At 61.0% G+C, this 22,785-nt stretch carries 21 protein-coding genes; 5 read left to right on the plus strand and 16 right to left on the minus strand.

Going from position 1 to position 22,785, the window contains the following annotated elements:
* Position 1 precedes the first annotated feature (1 nt).
* The 4 genes from PH562_RS20360 to PH562_RS20375 are packed head-to-tail and all read right to left on the minus strand — an operon-like array spanning position 2 to position 3,603.
* Positions 2–889, minus strand: coding sequence for a branched-chain amino acid ABC transporter permease (locus tag PH562_RS20360; RefSeq protein ID WP_285175350.1), 888 nt, complete (start codon positions 887–889; stop codon positions 2–4).
* A 3-nt stretch (positions 890–892) separates the two neighbouring features.
* Complete coding sequence (locus PH562_RS20365; RefSeq protein ID WP_285175351.1) at positions 893–1,594, minus strand: ABC transporter ATP-binding protein; 702 nt, start codon at positions 1,592–1,594, stop codon at positions 893–895.
* Positions 1,595–1,596: 2 nt separating this feature from the next.
* Positions 1,597–2,379 (minus strand): ABC transporter ATP-binding protein, encoded by a 783-nt coding sequence (locus tag PH562_RS20370; RefSeq protein WP_285175354.1) that lies wholly within the window; start codon positions 2,377–2,379, stop codon positions 1,597–1,599.
* Positions 2,380–2,394: 15 nt separating this feature from the next.
* Positions 2,395–3,603, minus strand: a complete 1,209-nt coding sequence (locus tag PH562_RS20375) for an ABC transporter substrate-binding protein (RefSeq protein ID WP_285175356.1) — start codon at positions 3,601–3,603, stop codon at positions 2,395–2,397.
* Between the two features lie 172 nt (positions 3,604–3,775).
* Here PH562_RS20375 and PH562_RS20380 point away from each other — a divergent pair, with 172 nt between their 5' ends.
* Positions 3,776–4,702 carry a LysR family transcriptional regulator gene (locus PH562_RS20380; RefSeq protein WP_285175357.1) on the plus strand — a complete coding sequence of 309 codons (927 nt, stop codon included), beginning with the start codon at positions 3,776–3,778 and terminating at the stop codon, positions 4,700–4,702.
* A 14-nt stretch (positions 4,703–4,716) separates the two neighbouring features.
* Here PH562_RS20380 and galE read toward each other — a convergent pair whose 3' ends face one another.
* The 5 genes from galE to PH562_RS20405 form a co-directional block, all read right to left on the minus strand.
* The gene (gene galE / locus PH562_RS20385; protein WP_285175360.1) at positions 4,717–5,754 is read right to left on the minus strand and encodes a UDP-glucose 4-epimerase GalE; all 1,038 of its coding nucleotides are present in this window, start codon (positions 5,752–5,754) and stop codon (positions 4,717–4,719) included.
* A gap of 264 nt (positions 5,755–6,018) precedes the next feature.
* Positions 6,019–7,185 carry a pyridoxal phosphate-dependent aminotransferase gene (locus PH562_RS20390; protein ID WP_285175362.1) on the minus strand — a complete coding sequence of 389 codons (1,167 nt, stop codon included), beginning with the start codon at positions 7,183–7,185 and terminating at the stop codon, positions 6,019–6,021.
* A 145-nt stretch (positions 7,186–7,330) separates the two neighbouring features.
* On the minus strand, positions 7,331–7,756 hold the full coding sequence (mscL, locus tag PH562_RS20395; RefSeq protein WP_047628143.1) for a large conductance mechanosensitive channel protein MscL: 426 nt from the start codon (positions 7,754–7,756) through the stop codon (positions 7,331–7,333).
* Between the two features lie 30 nt (positions 7,757–7,786).
* Positions 7,787–7,993, minus strand: a complete 207-nt coding sequence (locus PH562_RS20400) for a hypothetical protein (protein WP_285175364.1) — start codon at positions 7,991–7,993, stop codon at positions 7,787–7,789.
* Positions 7,994–8,006: 13 nt separating this feature from the next.
* Positions 8,007–8,573 carry a TetR-like C-terminal domain-containing protein gene (locus PH562_RS20405; protein WP_285175365.1) on the minus strand — a complete coding sequence of 189 codons (567 nt, stop codon included), beginning with the start codon at positions 8,571–8,573 and terminating at the stop codon, positions 8,007–8,009.
* Between the two features lie 135 nt (positions 8,574–8,708).
* Between PH562_RS20405 and PH562_RS20410 the strand changes: the two genes are divergently transcribed.
* Positions 8,709–9,920: an MFS transporter gene (locus PH562_RS20410; protein WP_285175368.1), complete on the plus strand. Its 1,212-nt coding sequence runs from the start codon at positions 8,709–8,711 to the stop codon at positions 9,918–9,920.
* 8 nt (positions 9,921–9,928) lie between these two features.
* Here the strand turns inward: PH562_RS20410 and PH562_RS20415 are convergent, their stop codons facing one another.
* The 6 genes from PH562_RS20415 to PH562_RS20440 form a co-directional block, all read right to left on the minus strand.
* Positions 9,929–10,372, minus strand: a complete 444-nt coding sequence (locus PH562_RS20415) for a YybH family protein (RefSeq protein ID WP_285175369.1) — start codon at positions 10,370–10,372, stop codon at positions 9,929–9,931.
* 101 nt (positions 10,373–10,473) lie between these two features.
* Positions 10,474–12,684 carry a 3-hydroxyacyl-CoA dehydrogenase NAD-binding domain-containing protein gene (locus PH562_RS20420; protein WP_285175371.1) on the minus strand — a complete coding sequence of 737 codons (2,211 nt, stop codon included), beginning with the start codon at positions 12,682–12,684 and terminating at the stop codon, positions 10,474–10,476.
* A 13-nt stretch (positions 12,685–12,697) separates the two neighbouring features.
* Complete coding sequence (locus tag PH562_RS20425; protein WP_285175373.1) at positions 12,698–13,906, minus strand: acetyl-CoA C-acetyltransferase; 1,209 nt, start codon at positions 13,904–13,906, stop codon at positions 12,698–12,700.
* A 50-nt stretch (positions 13,907–13,956) separates the two neighbouring features.
* Positions 13,957–14,196: a hypothetical protein gene (locus PH562_RS20430; RefSeq protein WP_285175375.1), complete on the minus strand. Its 240-nt coding sequence runs from the start codon at positions 14,194–14,196 to the stop codon at positions 13,957–13,959.
* Between the two features lie 31 nt (positions 14,197–14,227).
* A complete protein-coding gene (locus tag PH562_RS20435; RefSeq protein ID WP_285175377.1) occupies positions 14,228–16,024 on the minus strand; it encodes an acyl-CoA dehydrogenase C-terminal domain-containing protein in 1,797 nt (598 codons plus the stop codon).
* A 98-nt stretch (positions 16,025–16,122) separates the two neighbouring features.
* Positions 16,123–16,395 carry a hypothetical protein gene (locus PH562_RS20440; RefSeq protein ID WP_285175379.1) on the minus strand — a complete coding sequence of 91 codons (273 nt, stop codon included), beginning with the start codon at positions 16,393–16,395 and terminating at the stop codon, positions 16,123–16,125.
* Between the two features lie 111 nt (positions 16,396–16,506).
* Between PH562_RS20440 and PH562_RS20445 the strand changes: the two genes are divergently transcribed.
* The 3 genes from PH562_RS20445 to PH562_RS20455 all read left to right on the plus strand — a co-directional run bounded on the left by PH562_RS20445 (position 16,507) and on the right by PH562_RS20455 (position 22,210).
* Positions 16,507–20,193, plus strand: a complete 3,687-nt coding sequence (locus PH562_RS20445) for a peptidoglycan-binding protein (protein ID WP_285175381.1) — start codon at positions 16,507–16,509, stop codon at positions 20,191–20,193.
* 287 nt (positions 20,194–20,480) lie between these two features.
* Positions 20,481–21,404 carry a sulfite exporter TauE/SafE family protein gene (locus PH562_RS20450; RefSeq protein ID WP_285175384.1) on the plus strand — a complete coding sequence of 308 codons (924 nt, stop codon included), beginning with the start codon at positions 20,481–20,483 and terminating at the stop codon, positions 21,402–21,404.
* Positions 21,401–22,210, plus strand: coding sequence for a TIGR02186 family protein (locus tag PH562_RS20455; protein ID WP_285175386.1), 810 nt, complete (start codon positions 21,401–21,403; stop codon positions 22,208–22,210). Before PH562_RS20450 ends, PH562_RS20455 begins: the two co-directional genes overlap by 4 nt.
* Here PH562_RS20455 and PH562_RS20460 read toward each other — a convergent pair whose 3' ends face one another.
* The gene (locus PH562_RS20460) at positions 22,211–22,714 is read right to left on the minus strand and encodes a winged helix-turn-helix transcriptional regulator (protein WP_167078285.1); all 504 of its coding nucleotides are present in this window, start codon (positions 22,712–22,714) and stop codon (positions 22,211–22,213) included. It abuts the gene before it with no gap.
* Positions 22,715–22,785: the final 71 nt, after the last annotated feature.

Genomic DNA, 22,785 nt, shown 5'->3' on the forward strand with positions numbered 1-22,785 from the left:
ATCACGCCTCCCGACCGAAGAGACCCGCCGGCCTCAGAAGCAGCACGATTGCCATGATCACGAAGATGACGATGTTGGAGGCTTCCGGGTAGAAGACCTTCGTCAGGCCTTCGGCGATCCCGAGCATGTAGCCTGTTACAATCGCTCCCATGATCGAGCCCATGCCGCCAACGACAACAACGGCGAAGACGATGATGATCATGTTCGATCCCATCAGCGGTGAGACCTGGTAGATCGGCGCGGCCAGCACGCCGGCAAAGGCTGCAAGCGCAACGCCGAAACCGTAGGTGAGCGTCAGGAGCACCGGCACGTTGACGCCGAAGACCTGCACAAGTGTGGAATTTTCCGTCGCCGCGCGCAGATAGGCGCCGAGCTTGGTCTTCTCGATCAGCAGCCAGGTGCCGATGCAGACGACCAGCGAGACGATGACCACCCAGCCGCGATAGACGGGCAGGAACATGAAGCCGATATTTTTCGCGCCCGCCAATTCCGTCGGGACGGCGTAGGGCTGGCCGGAGGAACCATAGAGATAGCGGAAGGTTCCTTCGATGGTCAGGGCCATGCCGAAGGTGAAGAGCAATCCGTAGAGCGGATCGATCCTGTAGAGCCGCCGCAGGCAGAACCGCTCGACCAGCGCCCCGAACAGGCCGACGATCAGCGGCGCCAGAACGAGCGCCGGCCAATAGCCGATACCGGCATAGGCAAACAAGAGATAGGCGGTGAAGGCACCGAGCATATAGAGCGCGCCATGGGCGAAGTTGATGACCCGCAGCATACCGAAGATGATCGCCAGGCCGAGGCTCAGCAGCGCATAGAAGGAGCCGTTGATGAGGCCGATCAGCAATTGACCGAGAAGCGCCTGGGCGGGGATGCCGAATATCGTCGTCATGGCTCAGACCCCCAGAACCTTGTGCAGCATATCCATGCGCTCTGTGAGTTCGCCGACCGGAAATTCCGAGACCATCTGGCCGTGATCCATCACGTAGAAGCGATCGGCGATGCGGCTGGCGAAGCGGAAATTCTGCTCGACGAGCAAGATGGTCATGCCGCGGCCTTTGAGCTTCTGCAGGACTTCACCGATGCGCTGGACGATGACGGGGGCGAGACCTTCGGTCGGCTCATCGAGCAGCAGCATGCGGACGCCGGTGCGCAGGATGCGGGCCATGGCGAGCATCTGCTGCTCGCCGCCAGAAAGTCTTGTACCGACGCTATTGCGCCGCTCATGCAGGTTGGGAAACAATTCGAAGATCTCGTCGAGCGTCATGCCGCCAGCAGCGACGACCGGCGGCAGCATCAGGTTTTCATAGACGCTGAGCGTGGAAAATATGCCGCGCTCTTCCGGTACGAAGCCGATACCCTGATGCGCCGTCTTGTGCAGCGGCACCTGCATCATGTCCCTGCCGGCAAAGACGATCCTGCCCTTACGGGCGCGAACGATGCCCACGATGGTACGCAGCGTCGTCGTCTTGCCGACGCCGTTGCGGCCGAGGATGGTGATGGTCTCCCCCTCGCCCACGCGCATGTCGACACCATGCAGGATGTGGCTTTCGCCATACCAGGCATTGAGGCCCTGAACGTCGAGAAGCGTCGCCATCGTCAAGCTTCCTCCGTGCCCATATAGGCTTCGCGAACGCGCGGATCGCGGCTGACCGTCGCGTAATCGCCCTGGGCGAGGATCTCGCCGCGCTGCAGCACCGTGACATGATGGCAGATATCGGCAACGACCGAGAGATTGTGCTCCACCATCAGCACTGCCCTGTCGCGCGCGACATCACGGATGATGGCCGAGACGGTGTTCACATCCTCCAGCCCCATGCCGGCCATCGGCTCGTCGAGCAGCAGCACTTTCGGATCGAGCGCGAGCGTGGTGGCGATCTCCAACACGCGCTTGCGACCATAGGAAAGATCGGCGGCGATGGCATCGCGCTCCTTCGAAAGGCCGACTGAGGCAATAAGCTGTTCGGCTCGGGCATTGAGACTGTCGAGAGCGGATAGCGGCCGCCAGAACTGGTGGGCGAGATTGTTTGGCCGCTGCAAGGCGACCCGCACATTGTCCAGCACCGTCAGATGCGGGAAAACAGCGGAAATCTGGAAGGAGCGCACGAGGCCCATGCGCGCGACCTTGTCGGGCCTCGTCTTGGTAATATCGGTGCCGAGCAGCGTGATCGTGCCGTGCGTCGGCTGCAGGAATTTGGTCAGGAGATTAAAAACCGTCGTCTTGCCGGCGCCGTTCGGGCCGATCAGAGCGTGAACCTGCGCGTGATGTACGTCGAGATCGACATTCTTGACGGCGGTGAAGCCACCGAAATCGCGGCGCAGTCCCCGAGCGGACAAAACCACCCGGGGCTCTTCATGCGCATGTGTCGCGGACATCGCCATGGGCTGTTCCAAGCCCTATTGCTTGACGAGGTCGCAGCCGCTCTTGGCCGGATCGATATAGGCTTCCTTGCCCGGGATCGTCGCCAACACGTTGAAGTAATCCCACGGCTCTTTGCTCTCGTCAGGCTTCTTGACCTGAAGCAGATACATATCGTGGATCATGCGTCCGTTGGCGCCGACCGTGCCGCCGCGGCCGAAGAAATCATCAACAGGCATCTCATGCAGCTGCTTGGCAACAGCGTCGGTGTCATCCGTGCCGGCCTTCTGCACGGCTTTCAGATACTGCATCACGGCGGAATAGGTGCCGGCATGGATCATGTTCGGCATCTTGCCGGTGCGGGCAAAAAAGCGCTTGCCGAATTCGCGGCTCTTGTCGTCGAGGTTCCAGTAATAGCCTTCCGTCAGCGTCAGGCCTTGCGCCGCCTGCAGGCCGAGGCCATGGACTTCGGCGAGCGTGAAGAGCAGTGCCGCCAGATGCTGGCCGCCCTGGGTGATACCGAATTCGGAGGCTTGCTTGATGGCATTCGAGGTATCGAGACCAGCATTGGCTAGGCCGATAACCTTGGCGCCAGACGACTGGGCCTGCAGCAGGAAGGACGAGAAATCATTGGTCGACAGCGGATGGCGGACGGAGCCGAGCACCTTGCCACCGCTTGCCTTGACGAAATCGCTGGTCTGTTGCTCGAGCGAGTAGCCGAAAGCATAGTCCGCGGTCAGGAAGAACCAAGTATCGCCACCCTGCTTGACGAGCGCACCGCCGGTACCCACCGCCAAGGCATGCGTGTCATAGGCCCAATGGAAGCCATAGGGCGAACATTGCTTACCGGTGAGGTCGGTGGTCGCGGCACCCGTGACGATATCGATTTTCTTCTTTTCCTTGGCGACCGCCTGCACGGCGAGTGCGACCGAAGAGGTCGTCAGCTCCATGATGGCATCGACCTTGTCCTGATCGTACCATTGGCGGGCGATGTTGGAAGCGATATCAGGCTTGTTCTGGTGATCGGCATCGACGATCTCGATCGGCACGCCGAGAACCTTGCCACCAAAATCCTCGGCAGCCATCTTGGCGGCCGCTACCGACGACCTGCCGCCGAAATCCGCATAGACGCCGGACTGGTCGTTGAGGATGCCGATCTTGACGACACCATCGGACGGGCCGGCGGCGAAAGCCGCGGTGCTCGCTGCAAGCAGAAACGCAAAGGATGCAATAAGACTCTTTCGCATATCCTCTCCTCCCAGAGATTTGGCAAAAACGAATCTGTTCAAAATTGGCCAGCTGCTTTCCTCAAAACAGCTTTTCCCAAGCGCCAAGATCACGGAATTCGCGCGTTGACGCAAGTCGCGATTGCAATTAATTCCAAACAAGGTCTGTTCATTTTTGAACAGAGGAGGATACATGAAGCGCACGCCGCATTTTACCTGGGACGATTTGCAGTTCTTCCTTGCGGTCGCGCGAACGGGGCAGCTTTCCACCGCGGCGCGACAATTGCGTAGCAGCCATGCCACGGTCTCGCGACGCATCGACCGGCTGGAATTCGCCTTGAAGGTCAAGCTCTTCGAACGCAATCCGCGCGGCTACATGCTGACCAGTATGGGCCAGCGCTTCGTCGATACGGCCGAGCATATGGAGCAGGAGACGGAACGTCTACGCGCTGATCTATCTGCGGGATCGGCAGCACAACGGGGTGTTGTGCGTATCAGCGCGCCGGAGGGATTTTCCAATTTCTTCTTCACCGGTGTCCTGCCAGAATTCACTGCGAAGCACCCGAACATTTCGCTGGAGCTGATCACCATCCAGCAGATCATGTCGCTCTCGCGCAAGGAGGCCGATATCGTCGTGGTACTCGACCCGCCGAAGGCTGGTCCCTACTTCACCGAGAAGCTGACGGACTACCACCTGCAGGTCTACGGATCGCGCGATTACCTCGCCCGCCATCCGCCGATCGAAAGCCGTGACGACCTGCCGGACTTCGCCTTCATCGGCTATATCGAGGATATGATCTTCGCGCCAGGCCTGGATTATCTCGATGACGTCCATCCACGCATCAGGCCGCAATTCCAGAGCTCGAGCATCTTTGCCCAGCTGACGGCGACGAAGAACGGTCAGGGGCTCTGCGTGCTGCCATTTTTCATCGCCGGCAAGCACCCCGATCTGCAGGTCGTCCTGCCGCATGAGGTGGATCTCAGGCGCCACTATTGGATCACCTGCCATCGGGACCTGCGCCAATCGCCACGCGTGCGCACCGTTATCGATTTTCTGGCGGAAGCCGTGCGCAAGAACGCACCGGCCTTTCTGGGGCCTTGGAGACGCCCGGAAAGCTGAGATCGCTGCTCGCGTTATAGCATGCTTGGAGCGGCGTAGACCCTGTTGACGCCGGCGGCATCGAAGCCCGCACGTTCTGCAAGGCGAAGCTCCCAATCAAGCGAGGAGCGCACGATCATTTCCAGATTATTGTATTTCGGCGTCCATCCCAATTCACGACGAGCAAGCGTCGCATCGGCGACGATACTGGCCATATCGCCGGCACGCCGTGGAGCAATATGGATGCGGAAGGCGCGGCCATGGACGCGCATGACCATGTTGAGCACATCCAGAACCGAATAGCCCTGGCCGTAACCGCAATTGGCGACCAGCGAGCGGCCGCCATCGCGCAGATGCCGCAATGCCATCAAATGCGCCTCAACAAGATCGCTGACGTGGATATAGTCGCGCACGCCGGTGCCGTCGTGTGTCGCATAATCGGTGCCGTAGATATCCACCTGGCGGCGGCGGCCGAGGGCGGCCTCGCAAGCCACCTTGATAAGATGGGTGGCGCCATCAGTCGACTGACCCGCCCTTCCCTCGGGATCAGCGCCGGCCACGTTGAAATAGCGCAGCGCCACATAGCGGAAGTCATAAGCAACAGCGGCATCGCGCAGCATCAGCTCGGACATCAGCTTGGATTGACCATAGGGGGATTCAGGCCGCAGCGGCGCATCTTCGCCGACCGGCCTGTCCGCCGGCTGCTGGCCATAGACTGCAGCGGTGGACGAGAAGACGAAATGGCGGATGCCGGCCCTGACGGCGGCGCTCACCAGGATACGGGTCTTGCCTGTATTGTTCTCGTAATAGGCAAGAGGGTCCTCAATCGATACCGGGACGACCGCGGAGCCTGCGAAATGGATGATGGCTTCTATATCGTTCTCGGCGAAAATCTGATTCAGCAACGCTTCGTCGGCGATATCGCCGAGATAGAAGCGGGCAGCCGGCGGAACGGCCCAGCGAAAACCCGTGGAGAGGCGATCGATGACCACGACGCCCTCGCCCGCGTCAAGCAATCTCCAGACCATATGGCTGCCGATATAGCCGGCTCCGCCCGTCACCAAGACAGTCATTCTTCGCGTCCCCGCCAAGTCTTATCAGCACCATATGAGACCGCTTCCCCTGCGAAATTGATTAAAAGCGGGAGGCCTGGCGGGAAAGATTACGGGGATGGTTAGGGGAGGATTTCGTCGATCGATTGGATTTTATGGATTGGGGCGCGCGACGGCAATCTTGGTGGGCGTGGAGAGTGTTCACCTCCCTCTGTCGCTGTCGCGACAGAGGGAGTCAGGCCCAGCTAGGTCAAACGCTACCAACCACAGCGCACATGCCGGCCCTCACAAACTCAAAATATACCGGCTCAGCCTTTCCGCGGCATCCGCGACCTGCACCGGATCGCGCAGGAAGCAGGCGCGCATGAACAGCTCACCGCCTAGACCGAAGGCCGTTCCGGGCGCCAGGCCGACGCCGGTCTTGTCGACGATGTCGATGGCGGCCTTGCGGCTGTCGGTGACGCCATCGATCCTGAGGAAGGAATAGAGCGCACCATCCGGCTTCAGCGTCTGCACGCGATTGGTGGCGATCAGCGCGTCGCAGAGGATGTCGCGCGAGCGAGTGGCCTTCTCGATATTGGAGCGGACGAAATCATCGCCCTCATTCAATGCCGCAACCGCGCCTCTCTGCATGAACTGCGCGACGCCGGACGTCGAATATTGCACGAGGTTTTCGATCACCTGCCCAAGCTCCGCGGGTGAGACGATCCAGCCGACACGCCAGCCGGTCATCGACCAGTTTTTCGAGAAGGAATTGACGAAGAGGATCTTGTCATCGGCTTCCTTGACATCCAGGAAGCTCGGCGCGCGGCCGCCGGCGTAGTAGTAGAGCGCATAGATTTCGTCGGCCATGATCCAGAGATCATGTTTGCGCGCCAGAGCCAGAATGTCGCGAAGATCCTGATGAGTGGCCGTCCAGCCTGTCGGGTTGGACGGGGTATTGATGAAGAGGCCCTTGGTCTTCGGCGTGATCGACGCTTCCAGCCGGTCGAGATCGAGCGACCATTTGCCGTGCTCGAATTGTAAGGGTACGGCGACGGAGCGGGCGCCTGCGATCTCGAGCGCCGCAGCGATGTTCGGCCAAGCCGGGGAGAGATAAACCATCTCGTCGCCGGGAGCGGTGATCGCCTGGACGGACAGCTGGATCGCCTGCATGCCGGAGCCGACGACATAGAAGTTCTCCATCGGCAGCGAGGTCCCGAAATGCCGGCCATAATAATCGGCGAGCGCCTGGCGCAGTTCCGGAATGCCGCGCTGCCAGGTGTAGAAGGTCTCGCCGGCGTTGAGCGAGGCCATGGCGGCGCGGTTGATGAAATCCGGCGTCGGCAGATCGCCCTCGCCGACCCAAAGCGGCAGCAGGCCCTCACGGCCACGGGCATAATTGACCACTTCGACGATCCCGCTTTCGGGTGCTGCAAGCGCGCGCGGGCTGAGGCTATCTAGTATCGACATGCAAAGTCTCCGGTTTCTGCCTTCATAAAGCAGAGCGGCGGACAAATCCCATGACTTTGCCTTAGCGAATGATCGATTTTGGTGATGAATAAAGCCCCAGTCCTCGCATGGACCGGGGCTTGCAAAGTGAATCCAGCGAAGCCTATCAGCGCTTGGCGAGAAGGTCGCGGATTTCCGTCAGCAGCTGGACATCGGCCGGCGGCGGCGCTGCCTCGGCAACCTTCTCTTCCTTGCGCTCGACTTGCGAGCGGAGCGCGTTCACGCCCTTGACCATCAGGAAGATGATCCAGGCGAGGATGAGGAAATTGATGAGGACGGTGATGAAGCTACCGTAGGCAAGAACCGCGCCCTGGGCGCGGGCCGCAGCAAGCGTCGGTGCGTTGACCCCCGAGGCGAGGCCGATGAAGTAGTTCGAGAAATCGAAGCCGCCGAAAATCGCACCGACGATCGGCATGATGATATCGTCAACCAGCGATTTAACGATGCCGCCGAAAGCGCCGCCGATGATCACGCCGACCGCGAGATCCATGACATTGCCGCGGGCGATAAATGCCTTGAATTCATTAAGCATTGAGCAGTCCCCTTCGCGTTGCCGTTGAATTCACTGTTGGTAATTAGCACCATCTTTTTCCTTATTTTTCAATATGAAATCGACCGCGAGCCTTATCCAAGCACGCATATCCCATGAAAATTTCGCCACATCAGCAACTTCAGAGTGCATATATTCGGCACCTTGTTCGTCAGTTGCGAGCAACCAAGCCGAAGTCGCTGGATGTATCTCAGGAATTTCTGGTGAGTCGTTCGGCATTGTCGGCCGCGCTTCAAGCGCTGACCACACTCTCCCGCATCACCTTCGCGACGAGCTTGCGAACGTAGTGGGGATCGGGCGTCTGGTCGAAGAGAATGCGATAGATGATCGGCGAGATGACGTGATCCATCAGCTCCGCCAAGGTCGGAAAGGGCTCGCCGCATGCCTCTGCCCGCGCGATGAAGACGCTCAATTGATAGCGCGTATAGGTGCCGCATTTCTCCGCGTTCGCATTGTCGGCTGCCGCAAGAATGTCGCGCAGCATTTGCCGGCCGACGCCGGAGGCCATCTCGTCGGCATATTGCTCGACCCAGGCCTCCAGATCCTCGCGGGCGCTGCCGATCCGGGCGGGTTCGCCTTCCGGCCGCAGGCGCGCGGCGGCAACATCGGCGAGAAGCGCCTGAAGATCGCCCCAGCGGCGGTAGATCGTCGACGGCGTGACATTGGCGCGCTGTGCGATCAGGGGGATCGTCACTTCGGCGCGATCCATGCTTGCCAGCATGTCGCGGACAGATTGATGCACGGCCGCTTGCACTCTGGCGCTGCGCCCGCCGGGGCGGGGATTTTCTCGGTAGCCCATAAGCCCTTGCCAATTTTCCCTTTTTGCGGATCGTGAATGACCGAAGGCATCTACTAACGCAAATTATTTGCCTTTATACGCCAGGCACCCTATATCCGCTAACGCAATCTTTTAGCTTTAGGTAGGATATAGTCGATGACCCCGCTCGATTCCACCGCCAGCGCATCGATTTCATCAGCCAGACGCCTGGCGCCGTTCTATTATGCAGCAACCAGCGCCCTGTTTTTGGCTGCCTCGTCCGCACCGACGCCTCTCTACCGCCTTTATCAGCAGGCCTTCGCCTTCTCGCCGGTGCTGCTCACGGTGATCTTCGCCGTCTACGCCTTTTCCCTTCTCGCCGCGCTGCTCATCGTCGGCTCGATTTCCGACCATCTCGGCCGTCGGCCGGTGATCTTCGCGTCGATCCTCCTCAATATGGTGGCGATAGCGTTGTTTTTAATGGCCAAGGGTCCGAATTGGCTGATTGCGGCCCGCATCGTGCAGGGCTTTGCGACGGGAACTGCCATCAGTTCGATCGGCGCCGCCCTTGTCGATCTCGATCCGATCCGGGGATCGATCACCAACAGTCTTGCCCCGCTTGCCGGCATGGCGATCGGCGCGCTCGGCACGAGCCTGCTGATCCAATTCGCGCCGGCCCCGACCGTGCTCGTCTATATCGTCACGCTTGCCTTGCTGGCGCTGCAAGCCGCGTTGCTATGGCTGATGCCGGAGACAACGAGCCGACGGGCTGGCGTGCTCGCATCGCTGAAGCCGGAAGTCGCCGTTCCCCAGCAGGCACGGCGGACGCTGCTGGCGCTGACGCCGATCAACATCGCCGTCTGGGCACTCGCCGGCTTCTATCTGTCGCTGGTGCCCTCGCTGGTCATCGCGACGACCGGCAGCACGGCGCCGCTGGTCGGCGGCTCCGTGGTCGCAGCCTTGACGATCAGCGGCGCTGCCGCCGTCTTCCTGCTGCGCCGGAGATCCGCCACCATGATCATGACGTTCGGCATACCAACCATGAGCCTCGGCATACTGACCATCATCGCCGGCATGCATGCCGCTGAAGTGTCGATCCTCGCGCTCGGAACTCTGATTGCCGGCTCAGGCTTTGGGGCGGCTTTCCTCGGCACGGTCAGGAGCATCATGCCGCTGGCAAAGCCCGACGAACGCGCCGGGCTACTCTCCGCCTTCTACATCCAGAGCTACCTCGCCTTCAGCGTCCCCGCCATCCTCGCCGGCTTTCTGTCAAAGGCGCTCGGCTTTGCCGAGGCCGCCGATATCTATGCGGCGGCGATCCTTCTGCTTATCGGCTGGGGCGTTGTTGCCTTGCGATCCAGTCGGGAAAAACCCCTGAGCATTGCGTAAGAAAAATCTTACGGTTTGAGACCAAGCTCGGCAAGACCGCTGCCGTCCATGGCAAACGGCACCGACGTATGTTCGTGGACGATCTTCCAGATGCTAGCCTCTTTTCTGAGGCCGAGCGTCTGGCGAAACCAGAGATCAACTTCGACACCATCCGTCTTCTTGCCGGTCATCTGCACGAGGCCCGTCCAGAAGGCGACATCTTCACCAACCGTCAATCTGACCTCGATGACATCGCCGCCAATCGGCCCGTCCCAGGTCGAAAACCAATCCGCCAATCCCTTTTCACCCTTACCCTTGTGCACCAATGGTGCCGCCAGGGTGAAGCCGATGACATCATCGCTTAAATGCCGGACCACGCCCGCCGCATCCTTGTTGCCAAGGGCTGACGACCAGCCCGCAAGCATTGCGTTGATGGCTTCCGCCTCATCGCGATTGCCGATGATCTCGATCATGTCATTCTCCTCGGTTTGATGAACTCAAGCAGAGGACGAATAAAAAAGGCCGCTCCCGACAGGAGCGGCCCATTATTTGTCGTCAGCAACGATTTGTTGGCTCAAGCCGCCTTCGCGACACGGTAGGGATCGAAGCGCCTGTAGAAGGTTTCGCTCTTTGCGGCCATGTCCTTCAGCAGCGCCGTCGGCTGGAAATGCGGGCCGTAGGTGGCGGCGAGCTTGTCGCAGAGTTCCACAAAAGCTTTCACGCCCATGCCATCGATATAGGAGAGCGCGCCGCCGGTATAGGGGGCGAAGCCGAAGCCGAGGATGGAGCCGACATCGGCCTCGCGCGGATCGGTGACGATGCCTTCTTCAATGGTGCGGGCAGCTTCCAGCGCGATGGTCACGAGGAAGCGCTGCTTCAGCACGTTGACATCGATCTCATCGGCCTTCTTTTGCGGATAGAGATCCTTGAGACCCGGCCATAGCGACTTCTTCGCCGGCTTCGGCGGATAGTCGTAGAAGCCCTTGGCGTTCTTTCTGCCCAGGCGGCCCTCGCCTTCTACGAGCCCGTTGACGAGCTGCATGTGACGCGGGTCGACAGCCTTCTCGCCGAGATCGGCGACTGTCGCCTTCAGGATCTTGTAGGAGAGGTCAATGGCGACTTCATCGTTGAGCGCCAGCGGCCCGACCGGCATGCCGGCCATCTTGGCGGCGTTCTCGATCATGGTTGCCGGCACGCCTTCGATCAGCATGTCATAGGCTTCATGAATGTAGCGGAAGACGCAGCGATTGACGAAGAAGCCGCGCGTGTCGTTGACGACGATCGGCGTCTTCTTGATGGCGGCGACATAATCGAGCGCGACGGCCAGAGCATGATCGCCGGTCTCTTTGCCGAGAATGACTTCGGTCAGCATCATCTTCTCGACAGGCGAGAAGAAGTGAACGCCGATGAAATCGGCCGGGCGCTTGGAATTCTTCGCAAGGCCCGTGATCGGCAGCGTCGAGGTGTTGGAGGCGAAGACGGCGCCGGCCGGCAGCACAGCTTCGACAGCCTCGATGACGGCCTTCTTGACCTCGCGATCCTCGAACACGGCTTCGATGACGAGATCCACATCCTTGAGATCCGAATAATCGGCCGACGGCGTGATGCGTGAGAGCAGAGCTGCACCCTCGTCTTGCGTCAGTCTTCCCTTACCGATCGAGTCCTTCACCAGCCCTTCGCCGACACCCTTGCCCTTGGTCGCGGCCTCGATGTCGCGATCGATGAGCGTGACCGGAATGCCGGCAGCGGCCGTGACATAGGCGATGGACGCGCCCATGAAGCCGGCGCCGACGACACCGACCTTCTTCAGCTCCGTCTTCGGCTGGCCAGCCGGGCGTCGCGCGCCCTTGCCGAGTTCCTGCATGGAGATGAACAGCGAGCGGATCATCGAATAGGCTTCGGTGGTCTGCAGCACATGCGTGAAATAGCGCTGCTCGATCTTCAGGCCGGTATCGAAGGGAACCTGCAGGCCTTCATAGACGCATTTGAGAATGGCGAGTGCCGCCGGATAATTGCCGGATGTCTCGCGGCGCAGGATGGCGGGCGCTGCCGGCCAGAGCTGGGCTGCGGCCGGCGTCCAGATGCCGCCGCCCGGCGCCTTGAAGCCCTTCTCGTCCCAAGGTGCCACAGGCTTCAAACCGTCCTTGATCATCTGCTTGGCGGCCGGGATCAGCTGATCCGGCTCGACCACCTGATGCACGAGGTTCATTGCCTTGGCGCGCGCCGCCGTCAGCGACTGGCCCGTCGTCATCATCTGCAGGGCGGATTGTGCATCCGTCAGGCGCGAGATGCGCTGCGTGCCGCCGGCACCAGGGAAAATGCCGACCTTGACCTCGGGCAGTGCGATCTTGACGCTCTTGGCGCTTGAAGCGACACGGCCATGGCAGGCCAGCGACAGCTCGAAAGCGCCGCCCATGCAGGTGCCGTTGATCGCCGAAACCCAGGGTTTGCCGCAGGTTTCGAGCTTGCGGAACAGGCCGGTCATACGCCCGACGAGATCGAAGAGCTTCTGCGTGGCAGCGGCCGGATCCTTCGCCTTTTCCTCCTGGTAGAAGGAGAACATCGACTTGATCATCGAAAGATCGGCACCGCCGGAGAAGGAAGACTTGCCCGACGTGAAGACGACGCCCTTGACGGCGGCATCGGCGACGGTCGCGTCGATGATGGCATTCAGCTCTTCGAGGATCTCGGCGGTGAAGACGTTCATGGACTTGCCAGGCATGTCCCAGGTGACGAGCGCGATGCCATCTGCGTCGGTTTCGACGGTGAAATTCGTGTAAGCCATTGGTTTCCCCTCCTCAGACGCGTTCGACGATCGTAGCGGTGCCCATGCCGGCACCGATGCAGAGCGTGACCAGCGCGGTGTTGAGATCGCGGCGTTCCAGCTCGTCGAGTACGGTGCCGAGGATCATCGCGCCGGTGGCACCCAGCGGATGGCCCATGGCAATCGCGCCGCCATTGACGTTGATCTTGTCGTGCGGAATGTCGAAAGCCTGCATGTAACGCAGCACCACAGCGGCGAAGGCTTCGTTGAGCTCGAAGAGGTCGATATCGGCAAGCGTCAGGCCGCTGCGCTTCAACAGCTTTTCGGTGACGTCAACCGGGCCGGTCAGCATCAGCGCCGGGTCGGAGCCGATATTGGCGAAGGCCTTGATGCGGCCGCGCGGCTTCAGGCCCATGCTTTCACCGCCCGCCTTGGAGCCGAGCAGCACGGCAGCGGCGCCATCGACGATGCCGGAGGAATTGCCGGCGTGATGGACGTAATTGATGCGCTCGACTTCCGGATGTGCCTGAATGCCGACGGCCTCGAAGCCGCCCATTTCGCCCGGGAGCTGGAAGGACGGATTGAGCGAAGCGAGCGCCTGCATATCGGTGCCGGGACGCATATGCTCGTCGCGGTCGAGAATGGTCAGGCCGTTGATATCCTTCACCGGAATGACCGAATTCTTGAAATAGCCCTTTTCCCAGGCATTGGCGGCGCGCTTCTGGCTCTCGACGGCATAAGCGTCGACGTCATCGCGCGAGAAGCCGTATTTGGTGGCGATGAGATCGGCCGATACGCCCTGCGGCATGAAATAGGCCGGGAAATTGACCGAGGGGTCCATGAACCACGCGCCGCCTGACATGCCCAAGCCGACTCGCGACATGCTTTCAACGCCGCCGGCGATGACGATGTCATCAGCCCCTTGCGCGATCTTGGCCGCGCCGAAATTCACGGCATCGAGACCGGAGGCGCAGAAACGGGAGATCTGCATGCCGGGCGCCTTCGTGGAATAGCCGGCCTCGAAGGCGGCGCCCCTCGGGATGACGGCGCCGGCTTCCATGACCGGATCGACGCAGCCCATAATGATGTCGTCAACCGTTGCGGTATCGAGACCGTTGCGATCGCGGATCGCCTCGAGCGTCTTGGCGGCGAGGCGCACGGACGGCACTTCATGCAGCGACCCATCCTTCTTGCCGCGCCCGCGCGGCGTGCGCACGTGGTCGTAAATGAAAACCTCGGTCATGTCTCATCTCCTCAATGCGACGTTAAGGTCGCCGGTCCGCTCAAAGCGGGTTATTTTAGGGTCCACTTTCCACGACGGTCGTCACCTGCCGCAACTAGTAGACCTTTCTTTCGCAGTTCCGTGGCGGCCCAACGCATGTCGTATTGCCATGAATAAAATAGGGGACTGCCGGCCAGATCTTTCTCGTGATTTTCCCAGATGTGTTGGGCAACATAAAGAATTGACGCAGATCCTTTATTTGAACGGAGGGCGTCGACCACCCAATCCTGTAAATCACCCTTCGATGCCATCTTCCCTCCAAGAAATTATCATCTCAGTCCGTCAAAAGGCTTCCGCCGCCAGTTCCATCATCGTATCGGCGCCGGTTTCGATGCGGGCCTTGCGCAGCGCCGTTTCCGGCATGATGCGCTCCATATAGAACCGCGCCGTGACAAGCTTGTTCTTCAGATAATCCTCACGCGCCGTGTCGCCAGCCGCAAGACCTGCCTGCGCCGCCTTGGCCATCTTCACCCACATATAGCCCAGGACGACGAGGCCGAAGAGGTGCATGTAGTCGGTCGAGCCGGCGCCGGCATTGTCGGGCTTGGCCATGGCGTTCTGCATGAACCACATGGTCGCCGCCTGCACGTCGTTCAAGCCCTTCTTCAGATGCTTGGTGAAGAAAGCCATCTGCTCGTCGTTGCGGTTTTCCTCGCAAAAATCGCCGATTTCCTTGAACAGCGCCATAACGGCGCGGCCGCCGTTCAGCGCCAGCTTGCGGCCGACGAGATCGAGCGCCTGAATGCCGTTGGCGCCCTCATAGATCATGGTGATGCGAGCGTCGCGGACATACTGGCTCATACCGTGCTCTTCGATGTAGCCATGGCCGCCGAAGACCTGCTGCGCCATGACGGCATGCTCGAAGCCCTTGTCGGTCAGGACGCCCTTGAGGATCGGCGTCGCGAGGCCAAGGATATCGTCAGCTGCCTGACGGTCCTTCTCATCCGGAGAGCGATGGGCGATATCGGATTTCAGCGCCGTCCAGAGCAGGAAGGCACGGCCGGCCTCGTTGAAGGCGCGGATGGTCATCAGCGAGCGGCGGATATCCGGATGGACGATGATCGGGTCAGCCTTCTTGTCCGGTGCCTTCGGGCCGGAGAGCGAACGGCCCTGGATGCGCTCGCGGGCATAGTTGGCGGCATTCTGATAGGCGATCTCGGCGATGGAGAGACCCTGCAGGCCGACGCCGAGGCGCGCCTCGTTCATCATGACGAACATGGCATTGAGGCCCTTGTTCTCGGCGCCGATCAGGAAGCCTGTGGCTTCATCATAATTCATGACGCAGGTGGCGTTGCCGTGGATGCCCATCTTGTGTTCGATCGCGCCACAGGAAACCGGGTTGCGCGCGCCGAGCGAACCGTCTTCCTTGACGAGGAATTTCGGCACGATGAACAGCGAAATGCCCTTGGTGCCCTCAGGCGCGCCTTCGATACGGGCAAGAACGAGATGGACGATATTGTCCGTCATGTCGTGCTCGCCTGCCGAGATGAAGATCTTCTGGCCTGATATCCTGTAGCTGCCATCCGGCTGGGGCACCGCCTTGGTGCGCAAGAGGCCGAGATCGGTGCCGCAATGCGGCTCGGTGAGGTTCATGGTGCCGGACCAGCTGCCCTCGACCAATTTCGGCAAGTAAGTCTGCTTCTGCGCATCAGAGCCATGGACGAGGATCGCGGCGATCGCGCCCTGCGTCAGGCCCGGATACATCATCAGCGACATGTTGGCGGCCGAGGTATATTCGCCGACGGCGCAGTGCAGCACGTATGGAAGCCCCTGCCCGCCGAATTCCTGCGGCACGGCGAGACCCAGCCATCCCCCTTCGCGATAGGCGCGATAGGCTTCCTTGAAGCCCTTCGGCGTCGAGACCGTGCCATCGTCATGGCGTACGCAGCCTTCCTGATCGCCGGAATAGTTGAGCGGGAAAAGCACCTCTTCCGACAGCTTGGCCGCTTCGCCGACGATCGCCTCGATCATGTCAGGGGTGGCATCGGCATAACCGGGAAGATTGTTGTAGCGCTCCAGCCCGAGCACATCGTTCAGGACGAAGAGCGTATCGTTCACCGGGGCCTTGTAGACTGGCATTTCTCGAATTCCTCCAATTCGCCGCCGGACCTTGAGATTCCGGCCACTGTCATACCTTTACAAAATATTGACGTTTGCGTAAACGTCAAATTCGCGCCTCACGTTGAAATTTTGGTGAAGCCCGTGAGGGAGACCATCCCGCCTATTGCCGATACGCCCCCCTCCACCTCAGCGACCGGGTACTGCCTGCGTGCAAGAATATCAGGCCGCGGGACAGCAGAACCAAAATAAAAGGTTAAGACTTCCGGCAAACTTAACGAGTTGTTTACCACGTTTCGTAAATTGTACGAGTTGAGCAGCAGTGCTTCGGGTTTCTTCAACTTATGCTTGGAAATCGCGCTGTCTTTGCCGCTCTGTTTGAGGAAAGCCAATACATTTATCCCTTTCCGAACGACGGATGCAGACAGCGCGGCGATATAGCAACGTCTTCTTCCATCAGCATGACGGCCCGGGGTGGTCCATAGTTCAAGGCGAGCAAAGATATGAGCGGATCGCGATCAAATCCTACCGGTACGGGCGACTGGACGTCGCTGGATGCTCTGAGCCGCACGATCGAGGGGCTGGAGGCGCGTATCGAAGGGCTGATGGGAACCGCCGCGGCGCGCGATACGCGCCAGCGTGTCGCTGCCGGCTATGCGCCTGCCCCCGAACGAGCCGCACCGGAGCGGATGCCGTCCCGCCCCGAGCGCGAGCAGTATGCCAGCCGCGCTTACGAGCGCCCGCTGCGCAGCGAACGTCACGAAAGCGATCTTCGCTCCGATCCGCTCGCCGAAATCCGCCAGCGTCAGCGCACGCTGGAAGCAAACCGCGAACGACTGCAACCGCGGCGTGAGGAAATCGCGCACGCAGAACCGCAGCCGGCCCGGCGTCCGCTCGACAGCTATCCGCAGCGCCAGCCGATGAGGGCCGCTGCCGCCGAAGCTCCAGTCGACATCGCCCAGGCGCTCGTCAACCTTCGCCAGGATCTGAAGCGCGACATCGCCGAGAGCGTGACCCGCGAAGTCTCCGCTCTGCGCGCCGAAATCCGCGATATCCGCGAGAACGCCGAAGACAAGCATTTCGTCGCCGATGTCCGCCAGGACATGGCCAGGCTTGCCGACAGTATCAACCAGCTCGCCGGTCAGCCGGAAACCGCCGGACTGAAAGCCGAATTCGACGAGCTGCGCTCACTGATGGACGGCCTTGCCCGCGAGGAATCCCTGCATCACGTCGAGCGCCAGGTGAAAGCCATCGACACGTCGGGCCTGCAGGACGAGCTCGTCTCGCTTGCCTATCGCCTCGATGACATCAAACAGCATCTCGGCGGCATGAACGACAGCCCGGCCGTGCATGCGCTGGAAAACAAGCTGCTCACGATCGCAACCGCGATGGAAAGCCTCGGCTCGATGATGCAGCCGCAGGACCAGGCCATGCAGCGGCTGGAAGGCCGCCTTAGCGGCCTTGCCGACCAGATCGACCTGATGAGCCGCGATGCTGCAGGCCGGCGTCAGCCTGCCGACGATCTTTCCGGTCGTCTCGAAGCGCTCGCCATGCGCATCGACGAGCTCGGCAGCGCCAAGGCCGTCGCCCGCCTCGAAGAGCGCCTCGACCAGCTCTCGCATCTGATGGAGCGTTCGCAGAAGGCCGCACCGCAGCCGGAGCTCGTCACCTATCTCGCCGACATCTCCCACAAGATCGATGCGCTGGAACATGGGTCCGTCGGCAACGTACTGGCCGACCGGCTGGATTATCTCGCCCGCCGCATCGACGAGATCGATTTTCATCCGCCGGCTACGGCCGCAAGCATGGACGACGGCATGGCGCGCCGGCTGGAAGGCCGCCTCTCCGACATCGCGGCCCGGCTCGAAGCCAGCACGGCTGCACCCGCCACGGATACGCAGGCACTGCGCAATCTCGAAGAGCAGATCGCCCATCTCTCGACACTGCTGACCGCCGAGCCGCGAGCCGCCGCCGACCATCTGCCCCCGGATTTCGACCGCCGGATGAGCGCGATCGAAGACTATATGGCGACCAACGACGAATATATCATCGAAGCAGCCCGCCATGCGGCGGAAACCGTCGTCGAAGCCTATTCGCGCGAGGGCGGCATGGGTCATGGTGCGCAAGCAGCCGACATGGCGGCATTGACGGCCCTTGCCGAAGACCTTCGTCATCTCGAGGATCTCAGCCGCGCCAGCGACGAGCGCACGCACCGCACCTTCGAAGCCCTGCACGACACGCTGCTGCAGATCGCCGACCGCCTCGACCATATGGAACAGCGCCGGCCGGCGCCCGCCATGCCGGCCGCGACATTCGAAAGCGACGTCTTTGCCGAAGAGGATGCCCCAGGCCTGAAGCCGCCCATGGCCGCGCAGCAGAAGACAGGTCCGATCATCCGCACGGTTGCGCCCGCCGAAGCCTCTGTCTCGGCCGAAGTTGCCGTCGCACAGGCGATCGACGCCAATACGAAGGCCGAAATCAAGGCGGCAGTGAAGAAGAGCGGCAAGTCCAGCCTGTTTGCGAGCCTCGGCAAGCGTTTCTTTACGCCGGAAAAGGCCGAGCCGATCTTTCCGCCGGACCGTCCGGTCATCGAACAGGCGCCATCGATCGATCCCGCCGACGTAATGCCCGGCGAAGAGGCCAACGAACTACTGGAGCCGGGTTCCGGCGCGCCTGATATCAAGAAGATCCTTGAGCGCGTGCGCGCCAGCCAGACCACGTCGCGCAGCGGAAACACGCGCCAGCCGACCGAAAACGAACGGGCGGATTACATCGCAGCCGCCCGGCGCGCCGCACAGGCTGCCGCCATGGAAGTCGATCAGACGCAGCGCTCGGCTCCTGCTTCCACCAAGGATGCCAGGAAGGGCGGCGCCTTCTCGCGCTTCCGCCGGCCGATCCTCCTGGCGTTGGGCGCCGTCATGCTCGCCATCATGGCCTATCCGCTGGCGAACACGCTGACGCGCGGCCAGAAAGCGCCAGCACCGGCCCAAGCATCGACGATGGTCGCGCCTGCGGACAGCGCCGCGACCAATATCGTCGCCGCCAATGCGAACCCGGCCGCCAGCAATCAGCAGCCTGCTGCAAATCAGGCCGCCGTACCTTCGGTTTCCACGACGCAGACGGCGGAAGTCCAGCGCGCCCCCATGGCCAGCGATCCCGTCGCAGCGCCAGCCAATGACCACCTGACGGCAGCGACCCCGCTCGACGGCAACCAGACGGCAAGCGAAGAGTTGGCGCCTGCCGGCAGCGCACCTGCGCAGCAGGCCACCGCTTTCGTTCAGACTGAGAATACGGCCGCGGCAACTCCCGCCGCCACGCCGGCAGCGCCTGATATCGCCGTGCCTGACGGCATACAGCCGCCATCGCTCGTCGCTGCCGCCAAATCGGCCGATCCGGTCGCACTCTTCGAAATCGGCGCACGCTATACGGATGGCCGCGGCGTTGCTGCCGATATGAAGCAGGCCGCGAACTGGTATCAGCTTTCGGCCGATAAAGGTTATGCCCCGGCCCAGTATCGCCTCGCCAGCATGTATGAGAAGGGCAACGGCGTCGATCGAGATCTTGTCAAAGCCAAGCAATATTATGAGCAGGCCGCCAATCAGGGCAATGCCAGCGCCATGCACAATCTCGCGGTTCTCTACGCCTCGGGCACAGTAGGACCGCAGGATTATGATAGCGCGGCGAACTGGTTTATCCGCGCCGCCGATCTCGGCGTCTCCGACAGCCAGTTCAACCTCGCTATCCTCTATGCACGCGGCAACGGCGTGAAACAGGACCTGCAGGAATCCTACAAATGGTTCGCGATTGCTGCAAAGAGCGGCGACAAGGACGCTGCTCAGAAGCGCGATGAAGTCGCCAACGCCATGAAACCGGCCGATCTCGAAAGTGCGCGCGCCAAGGTCGACCTCTGGAAAGTGCAGCCGGGCAACCCGAAGGCGAACGGCACTGACATTCCTGACGAATGGACTACCGGCAAGGGCGTGAATACAGCCTCGATCGATATGAAGAAGGCGATCCGCAATATTCAGGCCATCCTCAACAAGAATGGCTTCGATGCCGGTACGCCCGACGGCGCCATGGGCGACAAGACAGTGGCCGCCCTGAAGAGCTTCCAGAAATCCGTCGGCCTGCCGGCGGATGGACGGGTCACCGATCAGGTGGTCAAGGAGCTGCTCGCCCGCAACAAGTAGCTCCAGGATTTCGTGCGAAAGCGATCAACAGACATGCCGGCGTCAGCACGCCGGCATTTTGTTTAGGTAGCTCAACGTTGCCGCGTCCCTGCTGACGCCCACCATTCCGCTATACAGCGTCACAGAAAAGTGGAAAAAGCCGGGTTAGGGTGAAATCCGGCAATTCGAAAACTGTGGCGGCGGCGCCTTTCCTAAGGCTCTGGCAATGATTTCAGATTAGAATCCGCCATTTAAGGGGAAATGGGCTTCGGTCACCGCGCCGAAAAGCCTGCAAATGGGAACAAGGCGTGACGATCTATCTGCCGATTGCAGAATTGTCGGTGAATATTTTGATTATTCTCGGCATGGGAGCAGCCGTAGGATTTCTCTCCGGCATGTTCGGCGTCGGCGGCGGTTTCCTCATCACGCCTCTTCTGATTTTCTACAATATCCCGCCTGTTGTCGCAGTTGCCACCGGCTCCAATCAGGTCGTCGCCTCCTCCGTCTCGGGCGCACTCAGCCATTTTCGCCGCGGCTCACTCGACCTGAAACTGGGCTCGATCCTGCTGGCCGGCGGCTTGGCAGGGGCAACGTTCGGCCTCTGGCTATTCGTGCTGTTGCGAAGGCTCGGCCAGATCGACCTGATCATCTCGCTGATTTACGTGATTCTCCTCGGTACGGTAGGCTCGCTGATGCTGTGGGAAAGTGTGCGGGCCATGCGCCGTGGGGCCGGCAAACTGCCGCCGGCAACCGGCAAGCCGCGCCATCACAACTGGGTGCAGCGGCTGCCGTTGAAACTTCGGTTCAAGAAATCCAAGCTCTATCTCAGCGCCCTTCCGGTGATCGGCCTCGGCTTCTTCGTCGGCATGCTGACGCCGATGGGTATCGGCGGCGGCTTCATCCTCGTGCCGGCCATGATCTATCTGCTGCGCGTACCCACCAACGTCGTTGTCGGCACCTCGCTGTTCCAGGTCATTTTCGTGACGGCCTTCACGACAATCGTCCAGGCCGCCACCAACTATTCCGTCGATATCATCCTGGCTTTCCTGCTGATGGTGGCGGGCGTCATCGGTGCGCAATACGGCGTTCGCGTGGGCCAGAAGCTGCGCGGCGAGCAATTGCGCGCGCTCCTCGGCCTCCTCGTCCTGGCCGTCGGTCTTCGCCTCGTCGTTACTCTCGTGGTGACGCCGGCGGACGTTTACTCCGTCGTCATGGAAGGAGTGAGCCGATGAGAGGATTCGGACTGCTCCTTGCTGCCGCATTGCTGCTCGCTCCGTTCTCCACGCGGGCGCAGGTGCTGCTCGATCAGCCGACGACCTCGACTACGGCGCGGGAGACGATGGAGATCGGCACGTCGACGAGCGAGATTGCCATTACCTCGGACTTCACCGGCGCCGATCTGACGATTTTCGGCGCGCTTTCCAACACCGACCAGCTGCTGCTGGCCATCGGCCAATACGATATCGTCGTCGTACTGGAGGGGCCGCGCGAGAATGCAACGGTTCGCAGGAAAGAGCGCGTCTTCGGCATATGGGTCAACACTCGCTCGATGACATTCGAGCATGTGCCGGAAGCCTATTCGCTATCCAGCACGCGCGCGGTCGACAATATCACCACGCCGCTCGAACTCAGCGACCGCGGCATCGGCGTCGATCACATTCCACTGACGCCGGTCGGCTTCGTCGGCAACGTCGGCGATGTTCCGGAATTCCGCAATGCCTTCCGGCGCCTACAAAAGACAGGTGGGCTCTATGAAAGCGATCCCGCCGGCGTTCGCTTCGTCAGCTCCTCGCTCTTCAAGGCAACGCTCAGGGTACCCGCCGATGTGCCGAACGGGGTGCATATGGTGCGCGCCTACCTCTTCAAGAGCGGCAAGTTCTTTACCGAGAAATCGCTGCCGCTGCGCGTCATCAAGACGGGGATAGAGCAGACGATCACGGATGCCGCGCATCAACGGCCGATCACCTATGGCATTTTTTCGGTGCTGCTGGCCCTCGTCACCGGCTGGAGCGCAAGCTTCATCTTCCGGAAGAACTGATCAGCCGCCTTTCCGACGACTGGCGACCTCGATATAGGCTTCGGTCAACCGGTCGAGTACCGAGGGCGTGCCCGGGGGCAGTACCTTGCCGAGATGCTTGGCACGCAGCTCGTCCATAAAATCATCCCAGAGCTCCTGGCCGCCATCTTCCAGAAGCTCGGCCCGGATCGACAGCTCTTCGGACACCGGAAGATGCTTGCGGCCCCAGGCGCCCATATGGGCAAAGAGGGGCACGAGGTCGATCGACATTTCCGTCAGGCTGTAGACGGCCTTCTGCTTGTGAGTGGGATCGTTCTCGCGGGTCAGCAGGCCACGCTCCACCAGCCGCTTCAGCCGGTCCGCGAGGATATTGGAGGCAATCCCCTCCTGCGACTTCTGCAGCAGCTCGCGAAAATGCCGGCGATTGCCGAACATGATATCCCTGATGACGATCAGGCTCCAGCGATCGCCGAGGATTTCGAGTGTCAAATTGATCGGGCAGCCGGAACGAAGCAGCGCGTCCATAAGGACCTCCAAAAACTGCTTGCATTTTGCTATCAGGGTATTTAGTTTGCAACTGATTTCTTTTAACAACC

Origin of the sequence: Rhizobium centroccidentale (assembly GCF_030182565.1) — a bacterium.
Lineage (GTDB): Bacteria > Pseudomonadota > Alphaproteobacteria > Rhizobiales > Rhizobiaceae > Rhizobium.

Bases quoted from the DNA above. Each gene is read 5' to 3' on its own strand.
- PH562_RS20360 (WP_285175350.1), bottom strand. From the start codon at position 889: ATGACGACGATATTCGGCATCCCCGCCCAGGCGCTTCTCGGTCAATTG.
- PH562_RS20365 (WP_285175351.1), bottom strand. From the start codon at position 1,594: ATGGCGACGCTTCTCGACGTTCAGGGCCTCAATGCCTGGTATGGCGAA.
- PH562_RS20370 (WP_285175354.1), bottom strand. From the start codon at position 2,379: ATGGCGATGTCCGCGACACATGCGCATGAAGAGCCCCGGGTGGTTTTG.
- PH562_RS20375 (WP_285175356.1), bottom strand. From the start codon at position 3,603: ATGCGAAAGAGTCTTATTGCATCCTTTGCGTTTCTGCTTGCAGCGAGC.
- PH562_RS20380 (WP_285175357.1), top strand. From the start codon at position 3,776: ATGAAGCGCACGCCGCATTTTACCTGGGACGATTTGCAGTTCTTCCTT.
- galE (WP_285175360.1), bottom strand. From the start codon at position 5,754: ATGACTGTCTTGGTGACGGGCGGAGCCGGCTATATCGGCAGCCATATG.
- PH562_RS20390 (WP_285175362.1), bottom strand. From the start codon at position 7,185: ATGTCGATACTAGATAGCCTCAGCCCGCGCGCGCTTGCAGCACCCGAA.
- mscL (WP_047628143.1), bottom strand. From the start codon at position 7,756: ATGCTTAATGAATTCAAGGCATTTATCGCCCGCGGCAATGTCATGGAT.
- PH562_RS20400 (WP_285175364.1), bottom strand. From the start codon at position 7,993: ATGCCGAACGACTCACCAGAAATTCCTGAGATACATCCAGCGACTTCG.
- PH562_RS20405 (WP_285175365.1), bottom strand. From the start codon at position 8,573: ATGGGCTACCGAGAAAATCCCCGCCCCGGCGGGCGCAGCGCCAGAGTG.
- PH562_RS20410 (WP_285175368.1), top strand. From the start codon at position 8,709: ATGACCCCGCTCGATTCCACCGCCAGCGCATCGATTTCATCAGCCAGA.
- PH562_RS20415 (WP_285175369.1), bottom strand. From the start codon at position 10,372: ATGATCGAGATCATCGGCAATCGCGATGAGGCGGAAGCCATCAACGCA.
- PH562_RS20420 (WP_285175371.1), bottom strand. From the start codon at position 12,684: ATGGCTTACACGAATTTCACCGTCGAAACCGACGCAGATGGCATCGCG.
- PH562_RS20425 (WP_285175373.1), bottom strand. From the start codon at position 13,906: ATGACCGAGGTTTTCATTTACGACCACGTGCGCACGCCGCGCGGGCGC.
- PH562_RS20430 (WP_285175375.1), bottom strand. From the start codon at position 14,196: ATGGCATCGAAGGGTGATTTACAGGATTGGGTGGTCGACGCCCTCCGT.
- PH562_RS20435 (WP_285175377.1), bottom strand. From the start codon at position 16,024: ATGCCAGTCTACAAGGCCCCGGTGAACGATACGCTCTTCGTCCTGAAC.
- PH562_RS20445 (WP_285175381.1), top strand. From the start codon at position 16,507: ATGAGCGGATCGCGATCAAATCCTACCGGTACGGGCGACTGGACGTCG.
- PH562_RS20455 (WP_285175386.1), top strand. From the start codon at position 21,401: ATGAGAGGATTCGGACTGCTCCTTGCTGCCGCATTGCTGCTCGCTCCG.
- PH562_RS20460 (WP_167078285.1), bottom strand. From the start codon at position 22,714: ATGGACGCGCTGCTTCGTTCCGGCTGCCCGATCAATTTGACACTCGAA.